13 protein-coding genes, 8 tRNA genes and 4 rRNA genes are annotated in these 17,679 nt (G+C 50.1%); 20 read left to right on the top strand and 5 right to left on the bottom strand.

What is annotated here, in order from left to right; genetic code table 11:
• Positions 1-60: 60 nt before the first annotated feature.
• The 13 genes from MMY81_RS00235 (at position 61) to MMY81_RS00175 (ending at position 8,925) form a co-directional block, all read left to right on the top strand.
• A tRNA-Gln gene (locus tag MMY81_RS00235) sits at positions 61-135 on the top strand.
• Between the two features lie 7 nt (positions 136-142).
• Positions 143-228 (top strand) — tRNA-Leu (locus MMY81_RS00230).
• A gap of 31 nt (positions 229-259) precedes the next feature.
• Positions 260-347 (top strand) — tRNA-Leu (locus tag MMY81_RS00225).
• 15 nt (positions 348-362) lie between these two features.
• A tRNA-Arg gene (locus tag MMY81_RS00220) sits at positions 363-439 on the top strand.
• A gap of 106 nt (positions 440-545) precedes the next feature.
• A tRNA-Pro gene (locus tag MMY81_RS00215) sits at positions 546-622 on the top strand.
• A 5-nt stretch (positions 623-627) separates the two neighbouring features.
• Positions 628-701, top strand: a tRNA-Gly gene (locus MMY81_RS00210).
• An 85-nt stretch (positions 702-786) separates the two neighbouring features.
• A tRNA-Ile gene (locus MMY81_RS00205) sits at positions 787-863 on the top strand.
• Between the two features lie 168 nt (positions 864-1,031).
• A 16S ribosomal RNA gene (locus tag MMY81_RS00200) occupies positions 1,032-2,600 on the top strand.
• 200 nt (positions 2,601-2,800) lie between these two features.
• A 23S ribosomal RNA gene (locus tag MMY81_RS00195) occupies positions 2,801-5,739 on the top strand.
• Positions 5,740-5,790: 51 nt separating this feature from the next.
• Positions 5,791-5,907 (top strand): 5S ribosomal RNA (gene rrf / locus MMY81_RS00190).
• The 16S, 23S and 5S rRNA genes sit together here with 7 tRNA genes alongside, the layout of an rRNA operon.
• A gap of 131 nt (positions 5,908-6,038) precedes the next feature.
• Positions 6,039-6,770, top strand: coding sequence for a 5-oxoprolinase subunit PxpB (pxpB, locus tag MMY81_RS00185; protein ID WP_252311153.1), 732 nt, complete (start codon positions 6,039-6,041; stop codon positions 6,768-6,770).
• Between the two features lie 28 nt (positions 6,771-6,798).
• Positions 6,799-7,755 (top strand): 5-oxoprolinase subunit C family protein, encoded by a 957-nt coding sequence (locus tag MMY81_RS00180; protein ID WP_252311152.1) that lies wholly within the window; start codon positions 6,799-6,801, stop codon positions 7,753-7,755.
• 24 nt (positions 7,756-7,779) lie between these two features.
• Positions 7,780-8,925 carry a trans-sulfuration enzyme family protein gene (locus MMY81_RS00175; protein WP_252311151.1) on the top strand — a complete coding sequence of 382 codons (1,146 nt, stop codon included), beginning with the start codon at positions 7,780-7,782 and terminating at the stop codon, positions 8,923-8,925.
• Positions 8,926-8,981: 56 nt separating this feature from the next.
• On the opposite strand, the gene MMY81_RS00170 is transcribed toward MMY81_RS00175, so the two are convergent.
• Positions 8,982-10,085 (bottom strand): pyridoxal-phosphate dependent enzyme, encoded by a 1,104-nt coding sequence (locus tag MMY81_RS00170; protein ID WP_252311150.1) that lies wholly within the window; start codon positions 10,083-10,085, stop codon positions 8,982-8,984.
• A gap of 79 nt (positions 10,086-10,164) precedes the next feature.
• Positions 10,165-10,302, bottom strand: a complete 138-nt coding sequence (locus tag MMY81_RS00165) for a hypothetical protein (RefSeq protein WP_252311149.1) — start codon at positions 10,300-10,302, stop codon at positions 10,165-10,167.
• 184 nt (positions 10,303-10,486) lie between these two features.
• Here MMY81_RS00165 and rrf (MMY81_RS00160) point away from each other — a divergent pair.
• From rrf (MMY81_RS00160) to tsaD, 7 genes are all read left to right on the top strand, one after another.
• Positions 10,487-10,603 (top strand): 5S ribosomal RNA (gene rrf, locus MMY81_RS00160).
• A gap of 21 nt (positions 10,604-10,624) precedes the next feature.
• Positions 10,625-10,701 (top strand) — tRNA-Met (locus MMY81_RS00155).
• A 137-nt stretch (positions 10,702-10,838) separates the two neighbouring features.
• Positions 10,839-11,843, top strand: coding sequence for a thiamine-phosphate kinase (gene thiL, locus MMY81_RS00150; RefSeq protein ID WP_252311148.1), 1,005 nt, complete (start codon positions 10,839-10,841; stop codon positions 11,841-11,843).
• 2 nt (positions 11,844-11,845) lie between these two features.
• Complete coding sequence (gene tsaE, locus MMY81_RS00145; RefSeq protein WP_252311147.1) at positions 11,846-12,307, top strand: tRNA (adenosine(37)-N6)-threonylcarbamoyltransferase complex ATPase subunit type 1 TsaE; 462 nt, start codon at positions 11,846-11,848, stop codon at positions 12,305-12,307.
• A complete protein-coding gene (gene tsaB, locus MMY81_RS00140; protein WP_252311146.1) occupies positions 12,304-13,008 on the top strand; it encodes a tRNA (adenosine(37)-N6)-threonylcarbamoyltransferase complex dimerization subunit type 1 TsaB in 705 nt (234 codons plus the stop codon). The genes tsaE and tsaB overlap by 4 nt, the downstream gene beginning before the upstream one ends.
• Positions 13,005-13,475, top strand: a complete 471-nt coding sequence (gene rimI / locus MMY81_RS00135) for a ribosomal protein S18-alanine N-acetyltransferase (RefSeq protein WP_252311145.1) — start codon at positions 13,005-13,007, stop codon at positions 13,473-13,475. The genes tsaB and rimI overlap by 4 nt, the downstream gene beginning before the upstream one ends.
• Positions 13,475-14,485 (top strand): tRNA (adenosine(37)-N6)-threonylcarbamoyltransferase complex transferase subunit TsaD, encoded by a 1,011-nt coding sequence (gene tsaD, locus MMY81_RS00130; protein WP_252311596.1) that lies wholly within the window; start codon positions 13,475-13,477, stop codon positions 14,483-14,485. Before rimI ends, tsaD begins: the two co-directional genes overlap by 1 nt.
• Before the next feature lie 16 nt (positions 14,486-14,501).
• Here tsaD and MMY81_RS00125 read toward each other — a convergent pair whose 3' ends face one another.
• The 3 genes from MMY81_RS00125 to MMY81_RS00115 form a co-directional block, all read right to left on the bottom strand.
• The gene (locus tag MMY81_RS00125) at positions 14,502-15,998 is read right to left on the bottom strand and encodes a tripartite tricarboxylate transporter permease (protein WP_252311144.1); all 1,497 of its coding nucleotides are present in this window, start codon (positions 15,996-15,998) and stop codon (positions 14,502-14,504) included.
• A 15-nt stretch (positions 15,999-16,013) separates the two neighbouring features.
• Positions 16,014-16,472, bottom strand: a complete 459-nt coding sequence (locus MMY81_RS00120; RefSeq protein ID WP_252311143.1) for a tripartite tricarboxylate transporter TctB family protein — start codon at positions 16,470-16,472, stop codon at positions 16,014-16,016.
• Positions 16,473-16,545: 73 nt separating this feature from the next.
• On the bottom strand, positions 16,546-17,559 hold the full coding sequence (locus tag MMY81_RS00115) for a tripartite tricarboxylate transporter substrate binding protein (RefSeq protein WP_374560889.1): 1,014 nt from the start codon (positions 17,557-17,559) through the stop codon (positions 16,546-16,548).
• Positions 17,560-17,679 lie beyond the last annotated feature (120 nt).

Below are 17,679 nucleotides of genomic sequence, written 5' to 3'. Positions count from 1 at the left end.
TTTGAAAAATATCAACTAATGTATTATAATGGCTAACTAGGAAGTAACTTTCCTTAATATTGGGCTATGGCCAAGCGGTAAGGCATCGGACTTTGACTCCGTGATGCGCTGGTTCGAATCCAGCTAGCCCAGCCACTTATTTGCGGGTGTGGCGGAATTGGCAGACGCGCTAGACTTAGGATCTAGTGTCTTTATGACGTGGGGGTTCAAGTCCCTTCACCCGCACCATTTTATTTCTTATACTTAAAACAATGTTTGCGCGGTCGTGGCGGAATGGCAGACGCGCTAGGTTGAGGGCCTAGTGGGAGTTAAATCCCGTGGAGGTTCAAGTCCTCTCGACCGCACCATATAAATATTATCGGGCGCCCGTAGCTCAACTGGATAGAGTATCTGACTACGAATCAGAAGGTTAGAGGTTCGAGTCCTCTCGGGCGCACCATTTCTTTTAATTAATTTCATAAGAATAATTATATACGCTTAAATGATAAGTCTTGATTAAGTTAAAGCATAGAGTAACAACGATATGCTTTTATTTTTTTCGAAAACGGGAAGTAGCTCAGCTTGGTAGAGCACTTGGTTTGGGACCAAGGGGTCGCAGGTTCGAATCCTGTCTTCCCGACCATTTATGCGGGCGTAGTTTAGTGGTAAAACCTCAGCCTTCCAAGCTGATGATGTGGGTTCGATTCCCATCGCCCGCTCCATTATTTAATCTGATAATTTCATATTACAGGAATTGCTCTTTTTTTATGCCTGCAGTTAATGTAAAAGATTTTCAGAATAAAGAATGGGCCTGTAGCTCAGCTGGTTAGAGCGCACGCCTGATAAGCGTGAGGTCGGTGGTTCGAGTCCACTCAGGCCCACCATATAATACTTGACAAACTGTACTCATATTTGGTACATTAGAGATCTTCCCCACACAAATGGTGGAAGAGTGTCCTTTGAAAATGGAATGAAAACAACGCGCGAACAAGAAGTCGCGGCAGGCAAGGCCTGCTGCGCAATGTAAGACCAGCAAGAACTAAGCATCAACTTTCATGGAGAGTTTGATCTTGGCTCAGGACGAACGCTGGCGGCGTGCCTAATACATGCAAGTCGAGCGCATGAACCCGGCGGACCTCTTCGGAGGGAAACCGGGGATTGAGCGGCGGACGGGTGAGTAACACGTGGGCAACCTGCCCTTCAGACGGGGATAACTCCGGGAAACCGGAGCTAATACCCGATAATCAAGCCGATCTCCTGATCGGCTTGTAAAAGCATGGTCTTCGGACCATGCACTGGAGGATGGGCCCGCGGCGTATTAGCTAGTTGGAGAGGTAATGGCTCCCCAAGGCGACGATACGTAGCCGACCTGAGAGGGTGATCGGCCACACTGGGACTGAGACACGGCCCAGACTCCTACGGGAGGCAGCAGTAGGGAATCATCCGCAATGGACGAAAGTCTGACGGTGCAACGCCGCGTGAGTGATGAAGGTTTTCGGATCGTAAAGCTCTGTTGTGAGGGAAGAACAAGGGCGGTTCTAACAGGGCCGCCCCCTGACGGTACCTCACCAGAAAGCCCCGGCTAACTACGTGCCAGCAGCCGCGGTAATACGTAGGGGGCAAGCGTTGTCCGGAATTATTGGGCGTAAAGCGCGCGCAGGCGGTTCTTTAAGTCTGATGTGAAAGCCCACGGCTCAACCGTGGAGGGTCATTGGAAACTGGAGAACTGGAATGCAGAAGAGGAGAGTGGAATTCCACGTGTAGCGGTGAAATGCGTAGATATGTGGAGGAACACCAGTGGCGAAGGCGGCTCTCTGGTCTGTTATTGACGCTGAGGCGCGAAAGCGTGGGGAGCAAACAGGATTAGATACCCTGGTAGTCCACGCCGTAAACGATGAGTGCTAGGTGTTAGGGGTTTCGATGCCCTTAGTGCCGAAGCTAACGCATTAAGCACTCCGCCTGGGGAGTACGGCCGCAAGGCTGAAACTCAAAAGAATTGACGGGGGCCCGCACAAGCGGTGGAGCATGTGGTTTAATTCGACGCAACGCGAAGAACCTTACCAGGTCTTGACATCTTTTGCTACTTCTGGAGACAGAAGGTTCCCCTTCGGGGGACAAAATGACAGGTGGTGCATGGTTGTCGTCAGCTCGTGTCGTGAGATGTTGGGTTAAGTCCCGCAACGAGCGCAACCCTTAATCTTAGTTGCCAGCATTCAGTTGGGCACTCTAAGGTGACTGCCGGTGACAAACCGGAGGAAGGTGGGGACGACGTCAAATCATCATGCCCCTTATGACCTGGGCTACACACGTGCTACAATGGATGGTACAGAGGGATGCGAAACCGCGAGGTGGAGCCAATCTCGCAAAGCCATTCTCAGTTCGGATTGCAGGCTGCAACTCGCCTGCATGAAGCCGGAATCGCTAGTAATCGTGGATCAGCATGCCACGGTGAATACGTTCCCGGGCCTTGTACACACCGCCCGTCACACCACGAGAGTTTGCAACACCCGAAGTCGGTGAGGTAACCCTTTGGGAGCCAGCCGCCGAAGGTGGGGCAGATGATTGGGGTGAAGTCGTAACAAGGTATCCCTACCGGAAGGTGGGGATGGATCACCTCCTTTCTACGGAGCTTTGATTCGTGGATCGACCTCCGGACCACCGGTCCGGAGTGCGCGCAGTTGTTTTCATTCCATTTTGAGAGGATACCCTCTCGCAAGATGAACCCTGGTTCTTTGAAAACTGGATAGCGACAACGAAACAAACAAGACCAAGCAAGCCCTGCATTATGCAGGCGCCAGCTGTTTTTTTGAAACGGAAAAACGGTTAAGTAAGAAAGGGCGCACGGTGGATGCCTTGGCACTAGGAGCCGATGAAGGACGCGACGAACGGCGATACGCCCCGCGGAGCTGTAAGTGAGCTGTGAGGCGGGGATGTCCGAATGGGGGAACCCACTATCGTTAATCCGATAGTATTTCTACCTGAACACATAGGGTAGATAAAGGCAGACCTGGGGAACTGAAACATCTTAGTACCCAGAGGAAGAGAAAGCAAATGCGATTTCCTGAGTAGCGGCGAGCGAAACGGAATCAGCCCAAACCAGGATGCTTGCATCCTGGGGTTGTAGGACACTCCATCGGAGTTATCAAGATCAGCGATAGGCGAAGCGGCCTGGAAAGGCCCGCAGGATACGGTAACAGCCCGGTAGCCGAAATCGCTGATCCTCCGGAGTGGATCCTGAGTACGGCGGGACACGAGAAATCCCGTCGGAATCCGGGAGGACCATCTCCCAAGGCTAAATACTCCCTAGTGACCGATAGTGAACCAGTACCGTGAGGGAAAGGTGAAAAGCACCCCGGAAGGGGAGTGAAACAGATCCTGAAACCGTGTGCCTACAAGTAGTCGAAGCCCGTTTATGGGTGACGGCGTGCCTTTTGTAGAATGAACCGGCGAGTTACGATCGTATGCCAGGTTAAGCCGAAGAGGCGGAGCCGCAGCGAAAGCGAGTCTTCAACGGCGTATTAGTATGCGGTCGTAGACCCGAAACCGGGTGATCTACCCATGTCCAGGGTGAAGGTAGGGTAACACCTACTGGAGGCCCGAACCCACGCAAGTTGAAAATTGCGGGGATGAGGTGTGGGTAGCGGTGAAATGCCAATCGAACTCGGAGATAGCTGGTTCTCCCCGAAATAGCTTTAGGGCTAGCCTCGGATAAGAGTCCTGGAGGTAGAGCACTGATTGGACGAGGGGCCCTTACCGGGTTACCGAATTCAGTCAAACTCCGAATGCCAGAGACTTGTTGTCCGGGAGTCAGACTGCGAGTGCTAAGATCCGTAGTCGAGAGGGAAACAGCCCAGACCACCAGCTAAGGTCCCTAAATCCGCATTAAGTGGAAAAGGATGTGGAGTTGCTTAGACAACTAGGATGTTGGCTTAGAAGCAGCCACCATTGAAAGAGTGCGTAATAGCTCACTAGTCGAGTGACTCTGCGCCGAAAATGTACCGGGGCTAAATGCGGTACCGAAGCTGTGGAGGATCCCCCATCGGGGGATCGTGGTAGGGGAGCGTTCCAGGGGCTGTAAAGCCAGACCGTGAGGACTGGTGGAGCGCCTGGAAGTGAGAATGCCGGTATGAGTAACGAAAAGAAGGGTGAGAATCCCTTCCGTCGAAAACCCAAGGTTTCCTGAGGAAGGTTCGTCCGCTCAGGGTTAGTCGGGTCCTAAGCCGAGGCCGAAAGGCGTAGGCGATGGAAAACAGGTTTAAATTCCTGTACCACCTCCTTTCCATTTGAGCAATGGGGGGACGCAGGAAGGTAGGGCAAGCGTGCTGCTGGATATGCACGTCCAAGCCGTTAGGCCGAAGAGCAGGCAAATCCGCTCTTCATCAAGGCTGAGCGGCGATGGCGAGGGAAATTAAGTACCGAAGTTCCCGATCCTACACTGCCAAGAAAAGCCTCTAGCGAGGAAAAAGGTGCCCGTACCGCAAACCGACACAGGTGGGTGGGATGAGAATTCTAAGACGCGCGGGAGAACTCTCGTTAAGGAACTCGGCAAAATGACCCCGTAACTTCGGGAGAAGGGGTGCTCTTTCGGGTGAATAGCCCAGGAGAGCCGCAGTGAAAAGGCCCAAGCGACTGTTTATCAAAAACACAGGTCTCTGCGAAGCCGCAAGGCGAAGTATAGGGGCTGACACCTGCCCGGTGCTGGAAGGTTAAGAGGAGAGGTTATCCCCTTTGGGGAGAAGCTTTGAATTGAAGCCCCAGTAAACGGCGGCCGTAACTATAACGGTCCTAAGGTAGCGAAATTCCTTGTCGGGTAAGTTCCGACCCGCACGAAAGGTGCAACGACTTGGGCACTGTCTCAACGAGAGACCCGGTGAAATTATATTACCTGTGAAGATGCAGGTTACCCGCGACAGGACGGAAAGACCCCATGGAGCTTTACTGTAGCTTGATATTGGATGGTTGTACTGCTTGTACAGGATAGGTAGGAGCCTTGGAAGCCGGACCGCTAGGTTCGGTGGAGGCATTGGTGGGATACTACCCTGGCTGTACGACTATTCTAACCTCGGTCCGTGATCCGGATCAGGAACAGTGTCAGGTGGGCAGTTTGACTGGGGCGGTCGCCTCCTAAACAGTAACGGAGGCGCCCAAAGGTTCCCTCAGAATGGTTGGAAATCATTCGCAGAGTGCAAAGGCAAAAGGGAGCTTGACTGCGAGACCTACAAGTCGAGCAGAGACGAAAGTCGGGCTTAGTGATCCGGCGGTCCCGTATGGAAGGGCCGTCGCTCAACGGATAAAAGCTACCCTGGGGATAACAGGCTTATCTCCCCCAAGAGTCCACATCGACGGGGAGGTTTGGCACCTCGATGTCGGCTCATCGCATCCTGGGGCTGAAGTAGGTCCCAAGGGTTGGGCTGTTCGCCCATTAAAGCGGTACGCGAGCTGGGTTCAGAACGTCGTGAGACAGTTCGGTCCCTATCCGTCGCGGGCGTTGGAAATTTGAGAGGAGCTGTCCTTAGTACGAGAGGACCGGGATGGACACACCGCTGGTGTACCAGTTGTTCCGCCAGGAGCATCGCTGGGTAGCTACGTGTGGACGGGATAAGTGCTGAAAGCATCTAAGCATGAAGCCCCCCTCGAGATGAGATTTCCCATCACGCAAGTGAGTAAGATCCCTTGGAGATGACAAGGTAGATAGGTTTGAGGTGGACGTGCGGCGACGCATGGAGCTGACAAATACTAATCGATCGAGGACTTATCCAACAACTTTTTCCATTCGGATGTCGCTATCCAGTTTTGAAGGAACCAGCCTTGTCCGGTGACGATAGCCAAGAGGTCCCACCCGTTCCCATGCCGAACACGGAAGTTAAGCTCTTGTGCGCTGATGATAATTGGGGGGCGACCCCCTGTGAAAGTAGGACGTTGCCGGGCACCCATAAGCATCTTTCCCCATTTAGATAATGTGGGAAGGTGCTTTTTTTGTTATACTTTAGAAACGTTTCTTTTCTTTTGACTCTATCTGCCGGCTCCGCGAGCCGGCGTACATAAAGGAGCCTGATTCTATGACATTGTCCCCTGTGTATTCTCCTATTGGCGATCAGGGCATTCGGATTCTGCTGGATCCCTCTATCTCTGAGAAAACGCACGTTCTGATACAGTCTTTTATGAAGCAGTTTAAAGAGAATCCCCCTGGCGGCACGATTGAAGCGGTGCCTTCTTATGGAGCGATTACGGTGTACTATGATTCTGCTCTTACTACATATGATCAGCTTCTTCCGGCTTTGGATGCTTATGTAAATAAAGCAGAAGCAGGTTCTTTTAAACAGGCACACCTTTATCATATTCCGGTCTGTTATGAAGAACCTTATGCTCCCGACATGGAAAAAGTGATCAAGCATACGGGTTTGAACCGAAAACGGCTTATTTCCATGCATACGAAACCTGACTATCGCATCTTTATGATGGGATTCACGCCGGGGTTCCCGTATCTTGGAGGAATGGATGAGCGATTGGCCGTCCCAAGATTGGATACCCCCCGCTCGCTCGTTAAGGCCGGTTCTGTTGGGATTGCAAATCAGCAGACAGGTATTTATTCGATCACCAGTCCGGGAGGATGGAATATTATTGGCCGATCGCCGATCTCCTTGTTTCATAAGGAAGCAGACACGCCTATTCTTCTGCAGGCCGGCGATTTTCTGAATTTTTACGAAATATCAGCCGCAGATTATAGAACTATTAAAGAACAGGTTAAGCAAAATACGTATACGATCCGTGTTAAAACAAAACGTGTCTGACGTAAGGAAGGGAGGGGGAGGAAAAGCGATGCCGGACATATTATGCAAAGTAGAAAAGCCAGGTCTGCTGACGACGATTCAGGATCTGGGCCGATACGGTTATCAGGACCGGGGTGTTGCTCCTGCTGGAGCGATGGATGTATATTCTTTAATGATCGGCAACCTGCTTGTCGGTAATGAAGAAAATACGCCGGGTCTGGAAATTACAATTATGGGCCCAAAGCTTGTGTTTGAAGCGGAAGCGGTGATTGCCCTAACAGGTGCGGATCTGCATGCGGCCTGTAATGGAAAGCCTGTTCCTCAGTGGAAAAGCTTCCTCGTGCATAAAGGAGATGTGCTTTCGTTTAAAGGCCATAAAAACGGCTCCAGGGCTTACTTAACGGTAGAAGGCGGATTTGATGGGGAACGGTTTCTGGAAAGCTCTTCGACCTATTTAAAAGCAAAAATCGGCGGTATTGAAGGCCGGGCTCTTTTTAAGAATGATATGCTGTACTACCATGCTGACCGTGCCAACGGCCGTACGGGGAAAGGTATTTCCCGCAAGCGGCAGCCGGTGTATCTTGATGAACAGGTGCTCCGAGTGATTGAAGGACCTGATACAGAAGCATTTACTCCAGAATCCGTTGAACTATTTTACCGGCAGGGCTATACCGTCACAAAAGACGCGGATCGGATGGGATGCCGACTGGAAGGCGAGACCTTGTCCCATGTCGACTCCGCTGATATATTGTCAGAGGCTTCCTCTTTTGGAACGATACAAGTTCCAGCCGGCGGGCAGCCGATTATTCTAATGGCGGACCGTCAGACTACCGGCGGCTACACGAGAATTGCGACGGTTATTTCGGCGGATCTTCCGAAAGCAGCCCAGCTGTATCCGGGCCAGAGGGTTCGTTTTAAAAAGGTTTCTTTGGAAAATGCCAATCAGGTAAAGAAAAAGAAAACCTCATTTATTAAAAGTATTAAGTTTGCATCCAACTATCAATGATGAATGAAAGGCTGAGATATAATTATGGCAACGTATTTCAATACAAAAGCGGTTCATTTCCAGAAAAACGACGGTGAAAAAAATGTAAGTAAGGCAAAACCGATCTATCAGACATCCGCATTTACATTCCAGGATCTGGACGATATGGAGCAGTACTTTTCCGGAGAAAAAGAACATCTATACACACGGTACAGCAATCCCAATTCCGATGATCTCGGACATGGCACCGCAGAGCTGGAGGAAGCTCCGGCCGGCCTGGCTACGTCCTCGGGGATGTCTGCCATTCTGGCAGGAGTGCTTGCGACTGTGAAACCCGGGGAGCACATGATTGTGCCTCTTGATCTGTACGGCGGCACGTACCAGCTCTTTCAAACCGAACTTCTGGAATGGGGAATTGAAGTCAGCGTTATCGACTTTAGAGACCTTGCCAATGTAGAAAAAGCGATTCAGTCCAACACCGTGCTTCTTTATGCAGAATCGGTGACCAATCCATTACTGCGTGTGGAAGATATTGCCGGACTCGTCGCTATGGCCTCGGGTAAAGAGCATATGCGGGTCATGATTGATAACACATTTCCTACGCCATACCTTCTGAAGCCCTATACTCTTGGTGCGGACCTTGTTGTTCACAGCGCCACGAAATATATTGGCGGGCACAGTGATGTGAGCGCCGGAGTGTTGACAGGCGGTACCGAACTGATTGCAAAAGCAAAAAAACGTATGATCTCTATGGGTTCTAATTTAAGTCCGTTTGAAAGCTGGCTGGCCTGCCGCGGCCTGAAAACGCTGGGGCTTCGAATGCAGAGTCAGTCTGACAATGCGGGTCGGCTGGCAGAATGGTTCGAGAAAAGCGGAAGTGCCGACCAGGTTTTTTATCCGAAAGGATTATCGGATCACGGCAACGGCGCGATGATCAGCGTTAACCTGTCCGAAGCATATGATATTAAAACCTTTTTTGCTTCGCTGCAGTGGATTAAAATCATGCCGTCGCTTGCCGGGGTGGAAACAACGGTTTCTTATCCGGTTAATACGTCGCACCGTACCGTTCCGGAAGAAATTCGTTCAGCTCTCGGTATTAGCGTGCAGACGGTACGGATTTCAGTGGGTATTGAAGACAGCCGGGACATTATTGCTGTCTTTACCCAGGCGCTTGAAGCCGCAAAAAAATAACACAAAAAGAAGCTGTCCCAGAGAGGACAGCTTCTTTTTTCGTCTCTTGGCAAAAGTCAGCCTGATTTGATACCGGCTCCGCAGAGGGGAATAACCACTATTTCTTCGGTGGCTTTGCTGTATTGAAGGTATCCGGCATAATTGACAGCGGACGTTATTTCCACATAAAACCCTTTACGGCTGAGAATGTCTCTTGCCCGCTCGATCTCCTCTTCTTCTATTGTGATAAATGTTCCGTTTGTATCAGATACGGCCTCTAAAATCTGTCCGGCCCGTGCCGGTGCAGCAATAGCAATCCCTTCAGCTGCTGTTCCCTGATTCGTTAAAGGAGCCGTGGTTTGTTCCTGACGCTCAAAAGCAGAAGCAAGGGATGCGCAGTTTGCTGCCTGAATGGCTGCGATCTTTGGCATTTTGTCAATGAACCCATTAGCCAGCAATTCTTTAAACCCATAGTAGGCACCGAGCAGAAGCGTGCCATTTCCAACAGGAATAATCAACGTGTCGGGGGCGCGGCCTAGCTCCTCATAAATTTCGTAGGCATATGTTTTTGTTCCTTCAAAAAAGTAGGGATTGTATACATGGCTGGCGTAAAAAATGCCTTCTGCTTCTACAGCCTGCTGGGCAGCGGCGGCGACATCTTCTCTCGTGCCCTGAACCTGCTTTATTGTGGCGTGATGAGCCTCGATTTGTGCGATCTTTTTGGGAGACGTATGGGCGCTCACATAAATATCGCAGGCTATCGCACAGCGGGCAGCGTAAGCAGCGATAGCGGTACCCGCATTGCCGCTGCTGTCTGCGATGATTTTCGAAACGCCTAATTCTTTGGCTTTGGTGATTAGAACGGCCGCTCCGCGATCTTTGAAAGAAAGGGTGGGCATCATGTAATCTACTTTTACATAGGTGTGGGGCTCAAGAGTATCCAGCACGACTAAAGGTGTCTGGCCTTCTCCAAGCGTAACGGTTTCCCAGGTTCTGGAGTCCTTTGCGAAAGGCATCGCTTGGACATAGCGCCATAGGGTTCGAACCTTCGGGTCCCAGGACGATTGATCAATACGGGGCGTATCCTTATGTATGTCGAGCATGCTGCCGCATGTGCAGCGCCATACCATAGAGACAGCTGTGTATGTCTTATTGCAGGTGGAGCAAATATATTCTTCCATTATCTTATCCTTTCCTTCATCTAGAACCGTAAAGAAACTGCCCTTTTTAAGGACAGCTTCTTAGTCTGTGCACTTCTAACTATTTGTTAATATGGTTCAGCATGTTTTGGTAGACGCTGATATTGTCTGTTAGTATAAGCACAGGTAAAAAGATAAACGTTAGAAGCAGCATAACATTTGCAAGTAGAAAAGCAGACAACGATCGGCCGACATTCATCAGAATCCCTCCTTTATCGTATCCTTTACGGGCATCTTTCCTTCTTTAATAGTATTTATAATATTGTAACATTTCTGACAATAAATTAAAACAAAAAGTTGAAAATAAGGGTTGCGGTATGAATAATCACGTGGTATATTATTATACGTGGCGTTGAGAGACACACCACATAAAAAACAATAAGTACGGTGGCGAGAGCGAAAAGGCCACACCCGTTCCCATGCCGAACACGGAAGTTAAGCTTTTCAGCGCTGATGATAATTGGGGGGCGACCCCCTGTGAAAGTAGGACGTTGCCGTGCTTGTTGATTTTTTACCCATATCGCGGGATAGAGCAGTCTGGTAGCTCGTCGGGCTCATAACCCGGAGGTCGGAGGTTCAAATCCTCCTCCCGCAACCAATTATTTTACACACTCAAGCCGATAGGGCTTTTTTTTATGCGCAAAATGAAGAATCCCTTCGTTTTCTTGCGCTTTTTATAGAATAAGGTAAACTAAAAGAATAACGAATAGACCGAGAAAATAGATGGGTGATAGCATGCCAAAAGACGAATTTGAATGGATTCAACAGCATACGCCTGCTCATTCCCACCAAAAACGACTTGAAGAAGGAATAGGAGACGACGCTGCAGTTTACCGGGCGTCTTCTTTTTTTGATGAAGTTGTCTGTGTGGATACAATGATTGAGGGCATTCATTTCAAAAAAGAAACAATGGCTCCTTATGACATCGGCTATAAAGCGCTGGCTGCGAATATCAGTGATCTGGCCGCAATGGGAGCGGAGCCTTCCTTTTATATTGTATCCATTGCAATTCCCCCTCACTGGGAGGACAAAGAGCTGTCCGGACTGTATAAAGGAATGGCAGCGCTTGGGGGCCGGTACAGCATGGATTTGATCGGCGGGGATACTGTGTCCTCAGCGCATGAGCTGATGGTATCGATCACCGTTATCGGACGTGTGGAAGCCGGACGCAGGCTGCTTCGCCGTAATGCCGCAGCCGGAGATGTGATTTTTCTAACGGGCCCTGTCGGCCGTTCGGCATCCGGCTTAAAGCTGCTGCTGGAAAAAGGCAGGCACGCTTCTTTTTCTTCAGTAGAAGAGAGGCTTCTTTCCTATCATCAGCGGCCGGAGCCGCAGGTGGAAGTGGGGCGGCTTGCTGCCTCGATGACAGCAAGAATGGCACTCAATGATATCAGTGACGGTCTAGCCAGTGAAAGCTTTGAAATAGCGGAAGCAAGCGGTATCCAGATGCATCTGGAACAGGGGCTTGTGCCGATACCCAATGAATTTACCGATTACACACCAGAAGACTACTGGGAATGGATGCTCTACGGCGGTGAAGATTTCGAACTGCTTGGTACGATAGAAGCCGAAAGCTGGGATGATTTCCGGAAACAGGCCGAAGCTGCAGGACAGAAGGTAACGAAGATCGGCCGTGTGGAAACAGGAACACCCGGCGTGTGGCTTCATGACGGGGAAAAAATAGTCTCTCTTGAAAAAAAAGGATACAATCATTTTAGTGGAAAAGAAGGGCAGGGATAGCAATGGCAGCCTTTCATATAACGACGGTCTCGCCCGATGATACGATGAAGCAGGCCGAAGAGATTGGCAGACTGGCCCGGGCCGGTGACGTGATCACGTTGTCCGGGGATTTAGGTACGGGGAAAACCCACTTTGCCAAAGGGCTGGCGGTTGGTCTCGGTGTGAAGGGAAACGTAAACAGTCCAACGTATACAATTATGAAGGAATATATGGGACGTGTGCCTTTTTATCACCTGGATGTTTACCGGCTGGAAGAAGAAAGCGAAGAGCTGGGACTTGAAGAGTATATTGAAGGAGAGGGCGTTTCGCTGATTGAATGGCCGGAACGGATTGAAGGCTGGCTTCATGCACCGGACAGGCTGCAGATTACGATCGAGCACGCCGGAGATGATAAACGAATTATACATTTTTCAGCGGACAGCGGAAGCTGGCTGAATTGGATAGAGGAGCGTAAGGCAGAATGAATATATTGTCTTTTACGACAACCACATCAACGATGAGTGTCTCCGTGTCGGTTAATGGAAGAACGGTTGGAGAGTACACGACTTTTTTAAAGCAGACCCATTCCCAGCGGCTTATGCCGGCCATTGATTCCCTGCTGAAGGAAACCGGGATAAAAGCAGGAGATTTGGATGCAATTGCTGCAGCGAAAGGACCCGGTTCCTACACCGGGGTAAGAATTGCAATAACGACAGCCAAAACGCTGGCCTGGTCGCTGGAGATTCCGGTGTATGGTATTTCAAGCCTGAATCTGCTTGCTGAACAGGCGAAGCTTTTCAACGGATGGATTGTGCCGTTTATTGATGCAAGAAGGGATCACGTTTACAGCGGTGTCTATTATGCTAAAAATGGCGTATGCCGCATGGTGGCACCGGATGGTGTGCTTGATGTGCCGGCCTGGCTGGAGAAGCTGGAAGCGCTCGATGGACCGGTGCTGTTAATCGGGGAAGAAGCGGACAAGCATAAAGAACGGGTGCTTGCTGCCCGTACGGATGTTCAGTTTGCTTCAGCCGAACAGTCGGTGCCGCGTGCTTCCTCTTTAGCTGCAGTGGCTGAACAGAACGAAATTCTTTCCGTGCACGCCCATGAGCTAGTACCGGAATATGCCCAGCTGGCAGAAGCAGAGAAAAAATGGCTGGAGGCAGGAGGCGGCAGCCGGCCATGATAGAAAAACAGACAATCGTCCGTCTGATGACGGCAGACGATGTCGACGGTGTGTATAAAGTGGAAGTAGATGCTTTCTCTGTGCCGTGGACGAAAGAAGCGTTTGAAAATGAAGTGCTGTTAAATCAGTTTGCCTATTATCTGGTAGCTGAACATGAGGGCGAGATTGTTGGATACTGCGGCGTCTGGATCATTATGGATGAAGCCCATATTACGAATATAGCGGTGCATCAATCGAAAAGGGGACTCGGCATAGGCGATGCGCTGATGCGGCATGTACTGGAGCTCTCCCTTACCTACGGAGCTCTTACGATGACACTTGAAGTACGCAAAAGCAACCATCTGGCCCAGAATTTATACCGGAAATATGGATTTGAAGCGGGCGGGATCCGCAAAAATTATTACACCGACAATCAGGAGGACGCGCTGGTTATGTGGGTGAACCTGAAGGAGCGGTACTGGCAATGATAAAAGAAGATGTAATCATCCTTGCTATTGAAACGAGCTGTGATGAAACGGCAGCTTCCGTTGTGAAGAATGGAAATGAAATCATTTCCAGCGTCGTCGCCTCGCAGATGGACAGCCATAAGCGGTTTGGCGGGGTGGTTCCGGAAATAGCCTCACGCCATCATACGGAAATTATTACACAGGTGATGGAGCAGGCGATGCTGGAAGCTGAGCTGCCTTTTTCCAAATTGACAGCCATAGCCGTTACCGAAGGACCGGGTCTTGTCGGCGCGCTTCTCGTCGGAATCAGTGCGGCTAAGGCTGCAGCGTTTGCCCACGGTCTGCCCCTGATTCCGGTGCATCATATCGCAGGGCACATCCAGGCAGCTGAACTGGTTAAACCAATTCTTTATCCGGCGATGGCGCTCGTCGTATCAGGAGGCCATACAGAGCTCGTTTACATGAAAGAGCCCGGCCACATGGAAGTCATCGGGGAAACAAGAGATGACGCTGCAGGGGAAGCCTATGATAAAGTAGCACGTACATTAGGGCTCCCTTACCCGGGTGGCCCGCATCTGGAGCGTCTCGCTGCAACAGGGGAGCCGAAAGTGAAGCTTCCGATTGCCTGGCTCGAGCCGGACTCCTATGATTTCAGCTTCAGCGGGCTGAAGTCATCGGTCATAAACACAAAGCATAACGCAGAACAGCGCGGGGAGCCATTTCATGCCGCAGATGTAGCAGCAAGTTTTCAAAGCAGTGTCGTCGAGGTGCTGGTGGAAAAAACGAGACGTGCTGCTGCGGCATATGAGGTCCAGCAGGTTATTGTAGCAGGCGGGGTTGCCGCAAACCGGGGACTGCGTGCAGCAATGAAGGAAACCTTCGCAGGGACAGACGTTGAATGGACGATCCCCCCTATTGAACTATGTACCGATAATGCTGCAATGATCGGAGCGGCGGCGTATATTGAATGGAACAAACAGAACCTTGCCGCCTGGGATCTGAACGGAAAACCCGGCCTTGCTTTAACATAAGCAGGCCGGGCTTTTTTTATGATGTTTTTGCTTTTCTGCGGCTGCGGACAGCCTGCCAGATGGGTACGGCAAACGCGAGCATCGCAACTGCGAGGAGACTGACCGCAATCGGACGTGTAAAGAAAATCGATAAGTCGTTGTTGGCAATGGTCATCGACTGGCGGAAGGAATTTTCCATCATACCGCCGAGTATAAAGGCTAAAATCAGTGGAGCAGCCGGGAAAGAGAACAGTCTCATGAAGTACCCGAGTACACCAAATGCCAGCAGCATATAAAGGTCGAATGTATTAAAGCTGATGGAATAAACGCCGATCATACTGAACATAATAACTAAAGAAATCAGAAGCGGTCTTGGAATCGCAAGCACCTTCGCGATGTAAGGAATCAGCGGCAGGTTCAATACGAGCAGAAAGATGTTTCCGACGTACATACTGATAATAACGCCCCAGAATAATTCCGGCCGGTCGGTAATTAGAAGCGGACCGGGCTGGACGTCCAGAACGAGCAGGGCGCCTAAAAGCACAGCTGTAGTACCGGAGCCGGGTATCCCCAGACTCAGAAGTGGAACAAACGCACCGCTTGTGGCGGCATTATTTGCAGTTTCCGGAGCGGCGATCCCTTTAACAGCTCCTTTGCCCCATTCTTCCGGGTTTTTGGCGATTTTCTTTTCCGTAATATAGCCGATAAAAGAAGCGATAGTGGCGCCGGCGCCGGGAAGCACGCCTAAGATAAATCCAAGAAAAGACTGCCGTGTCATGGGTCCGGCCATTTCTTTATAATCGCTTTTGGATAATTTAAGGCTGCCGATGTTTTCATTGCCTTTTAATTTGTCTTTACGGTTAATAATCAAGTTGCAGATCTCGGCTAAAGCGAACAAACCGAGCGCAACGACGAGAAAATCAATGCCTTCGAGAAGGTTTGGGTTATTAAACGTAAAGCGGGCCGTGCCGGTCTGGCTGTCGATACCGATTGTTACGGCCATGATGCCAATGACAGCGGCGATCAGCGCTTTCACGGTAGAGCCGTCCGAGAGGCTGGAAATGGCGGTCAGCCCTAAAATCATCAGCGCAAAATACTCAGGCGGGCCGAACACAATGGCGACGCTGGAAAGAATTGGTGCGAAAAGCATTAATAGAACAACACTGACGGTACCGCCGGTGAAGGAGGCAATGGCCGCAATGGCCAGGGCTTTCCCGGCTTGTCCTTTCTGGGCCATGGGGTAGCCGTCAAAGGATGTAGCTACCGTACCTGCAATACCGGGGGCGTTCAGAAGAATAGAGGACGTCGAGCCCCCGAATACTGCTCCGTAATACACGCCTGCCATCAGGACAAGTGCAATGGTAGGATCCATGCTGTATGTTAATGGAATCATAATGGCGATCGCGCTGATGGGGCCAAGACCCGGCATCATGCCGATAAAGGTTCCGGCCATGACGCCGAGAAGAACAAACAAAATACCTTCTACGCTGAGAGCGAGCTGTAAACCGCTTAATATACCGTCGAAATTACCCATGCTGCATGCTCCTTTCTAGATAGGCAGAATCCCGGAAGGAAGGGAAATGCCCAGTAGTTGTGTGAAAATGAGATACAGCGTTACAGGAAACAGCACGGCCACAATAGCGTTTGTAGCGTGTTTTTTGTATCCGAGAAACAGGCTGCATAAGAAAATAAATATAATAGAAACAAGAATAAAGCCGAGGATTTCAAGAAAAAAGATATAGACAAGAATCATCAGAAACGTACCAATCAGCATAAATACATCGTTTTTTGGTATATTCCGCTTTTCTTTCTGTTCCGGCGTTTCCGTGTCCGGCATGAAAAATAAAATCACGCTGAGCACGATTAACAAAACTCCCAGTACTTTGGGAAGTGTATCGGAATCAATAATCGAATTCATGAAGCTTGGAAGCTGAAATGCTAAGTATAAGTAGTAGACGGCAATTGCCATCAAGACAAGACTGACTTTCCGGTGCGGTGCTTTCAGCATAAGATGCTCTCCTTTCGTATAGAAAAGAAAAGGTGCCGGCTTTCAGCAGGACACCTTTTCTGCCTGTGCAATATTACTCCTGGTTGTAAAGACCGACGTCATCAAGCAGTTCCTGCATGGAAGCACTCTCTTCTTCAAGAAAAGCGCTGTACTCTTCACTGTTCATGAACTCTTCTTCCCAGCCGTATTTTTCGCGGGTTTCTGCCCAGAACTCAGAGTCGTTCAGCTCCTGGAATTTTTCTTCGTAGTAAGCGACCTGCTCATCTGTCATGTTTGGAGGACCAAAAAATCCTCTCCAGTTTACAAAGGTTTCATCGATTCCCTGCTCAACAGCGGTTGGGAAGTCTTCAATAACATCCCCGCTCATCCGCTCTTCGGCTGTAATGCCGAGAACGCGGATTTCGCCGGCTCGTACCTGTTCAATTGTTTCGGTAACGCCTGTAGAATAGACGTCCGCATTTCCGTTTAGAAGATTTGTCATCGTGCTGCCATCCTGCGCCGATACATACTTCACGGATTTGGGATCAACCCCTGCGGCAGCCGCAATTTTAACGAACTGCATGTGATCCATGCTGCCCGGCGAGGATTCACCGATCACGGTTATGCCTTCCGGATCGTCTTTCATGTCTTCAAATAGTTCGTTTAAGTCTTCCCATTCAGCATCATCACGCACCGCGAATGCGCCATAGTCGGAAATCATATTGGCAAGCGGCGTGAAGTCCTCATAGCCGACATCGGACTGTCCGTTAAGCGGAATCAGCAGAAGGGGAGGAGAGGCAACGAAAAGGTGATGCGGGTTTTCGCTTTTTCCTTGTATGTAGGACCAGCCGACCGAACCGCCGCCGCCTTCTTTGTTCACGACACCCATGCCTTCATCAAGAATACCTTCTGTTTCAAATCCTTCTGCTGCCATTCGCGCCGTTGTATCCCAGCCGCCGCCGGCACCGGATGGAGCAACCATTTCGATCGATTGTTCCGGCTCCCATCCGCCGTCGCCTTCTGCACCGGATGATTCGCTGCCTGACCCGCAGGCGGATAATGTGACGACGGAGATAAGTCCAAAAGCTGCTAATTTCATATGTTTCAAAATAATGACCCCCTTTGATTGAATAGCTTAAGCATAAAGAAGATAATTATAAATGTAACCGTTTACAAAATAAGTTCTATTAAAAACAAAAGCAGGGGTTTTGTTCATTTTGTGCACAAA

Source organism: Sinobaca sp. H24 (genome assembly GCF_023845525.1).
Note: the sequence above shows the minus strand (reverse complement) of the source record. Positions and strands in the feature narration are given on the sequence as shown.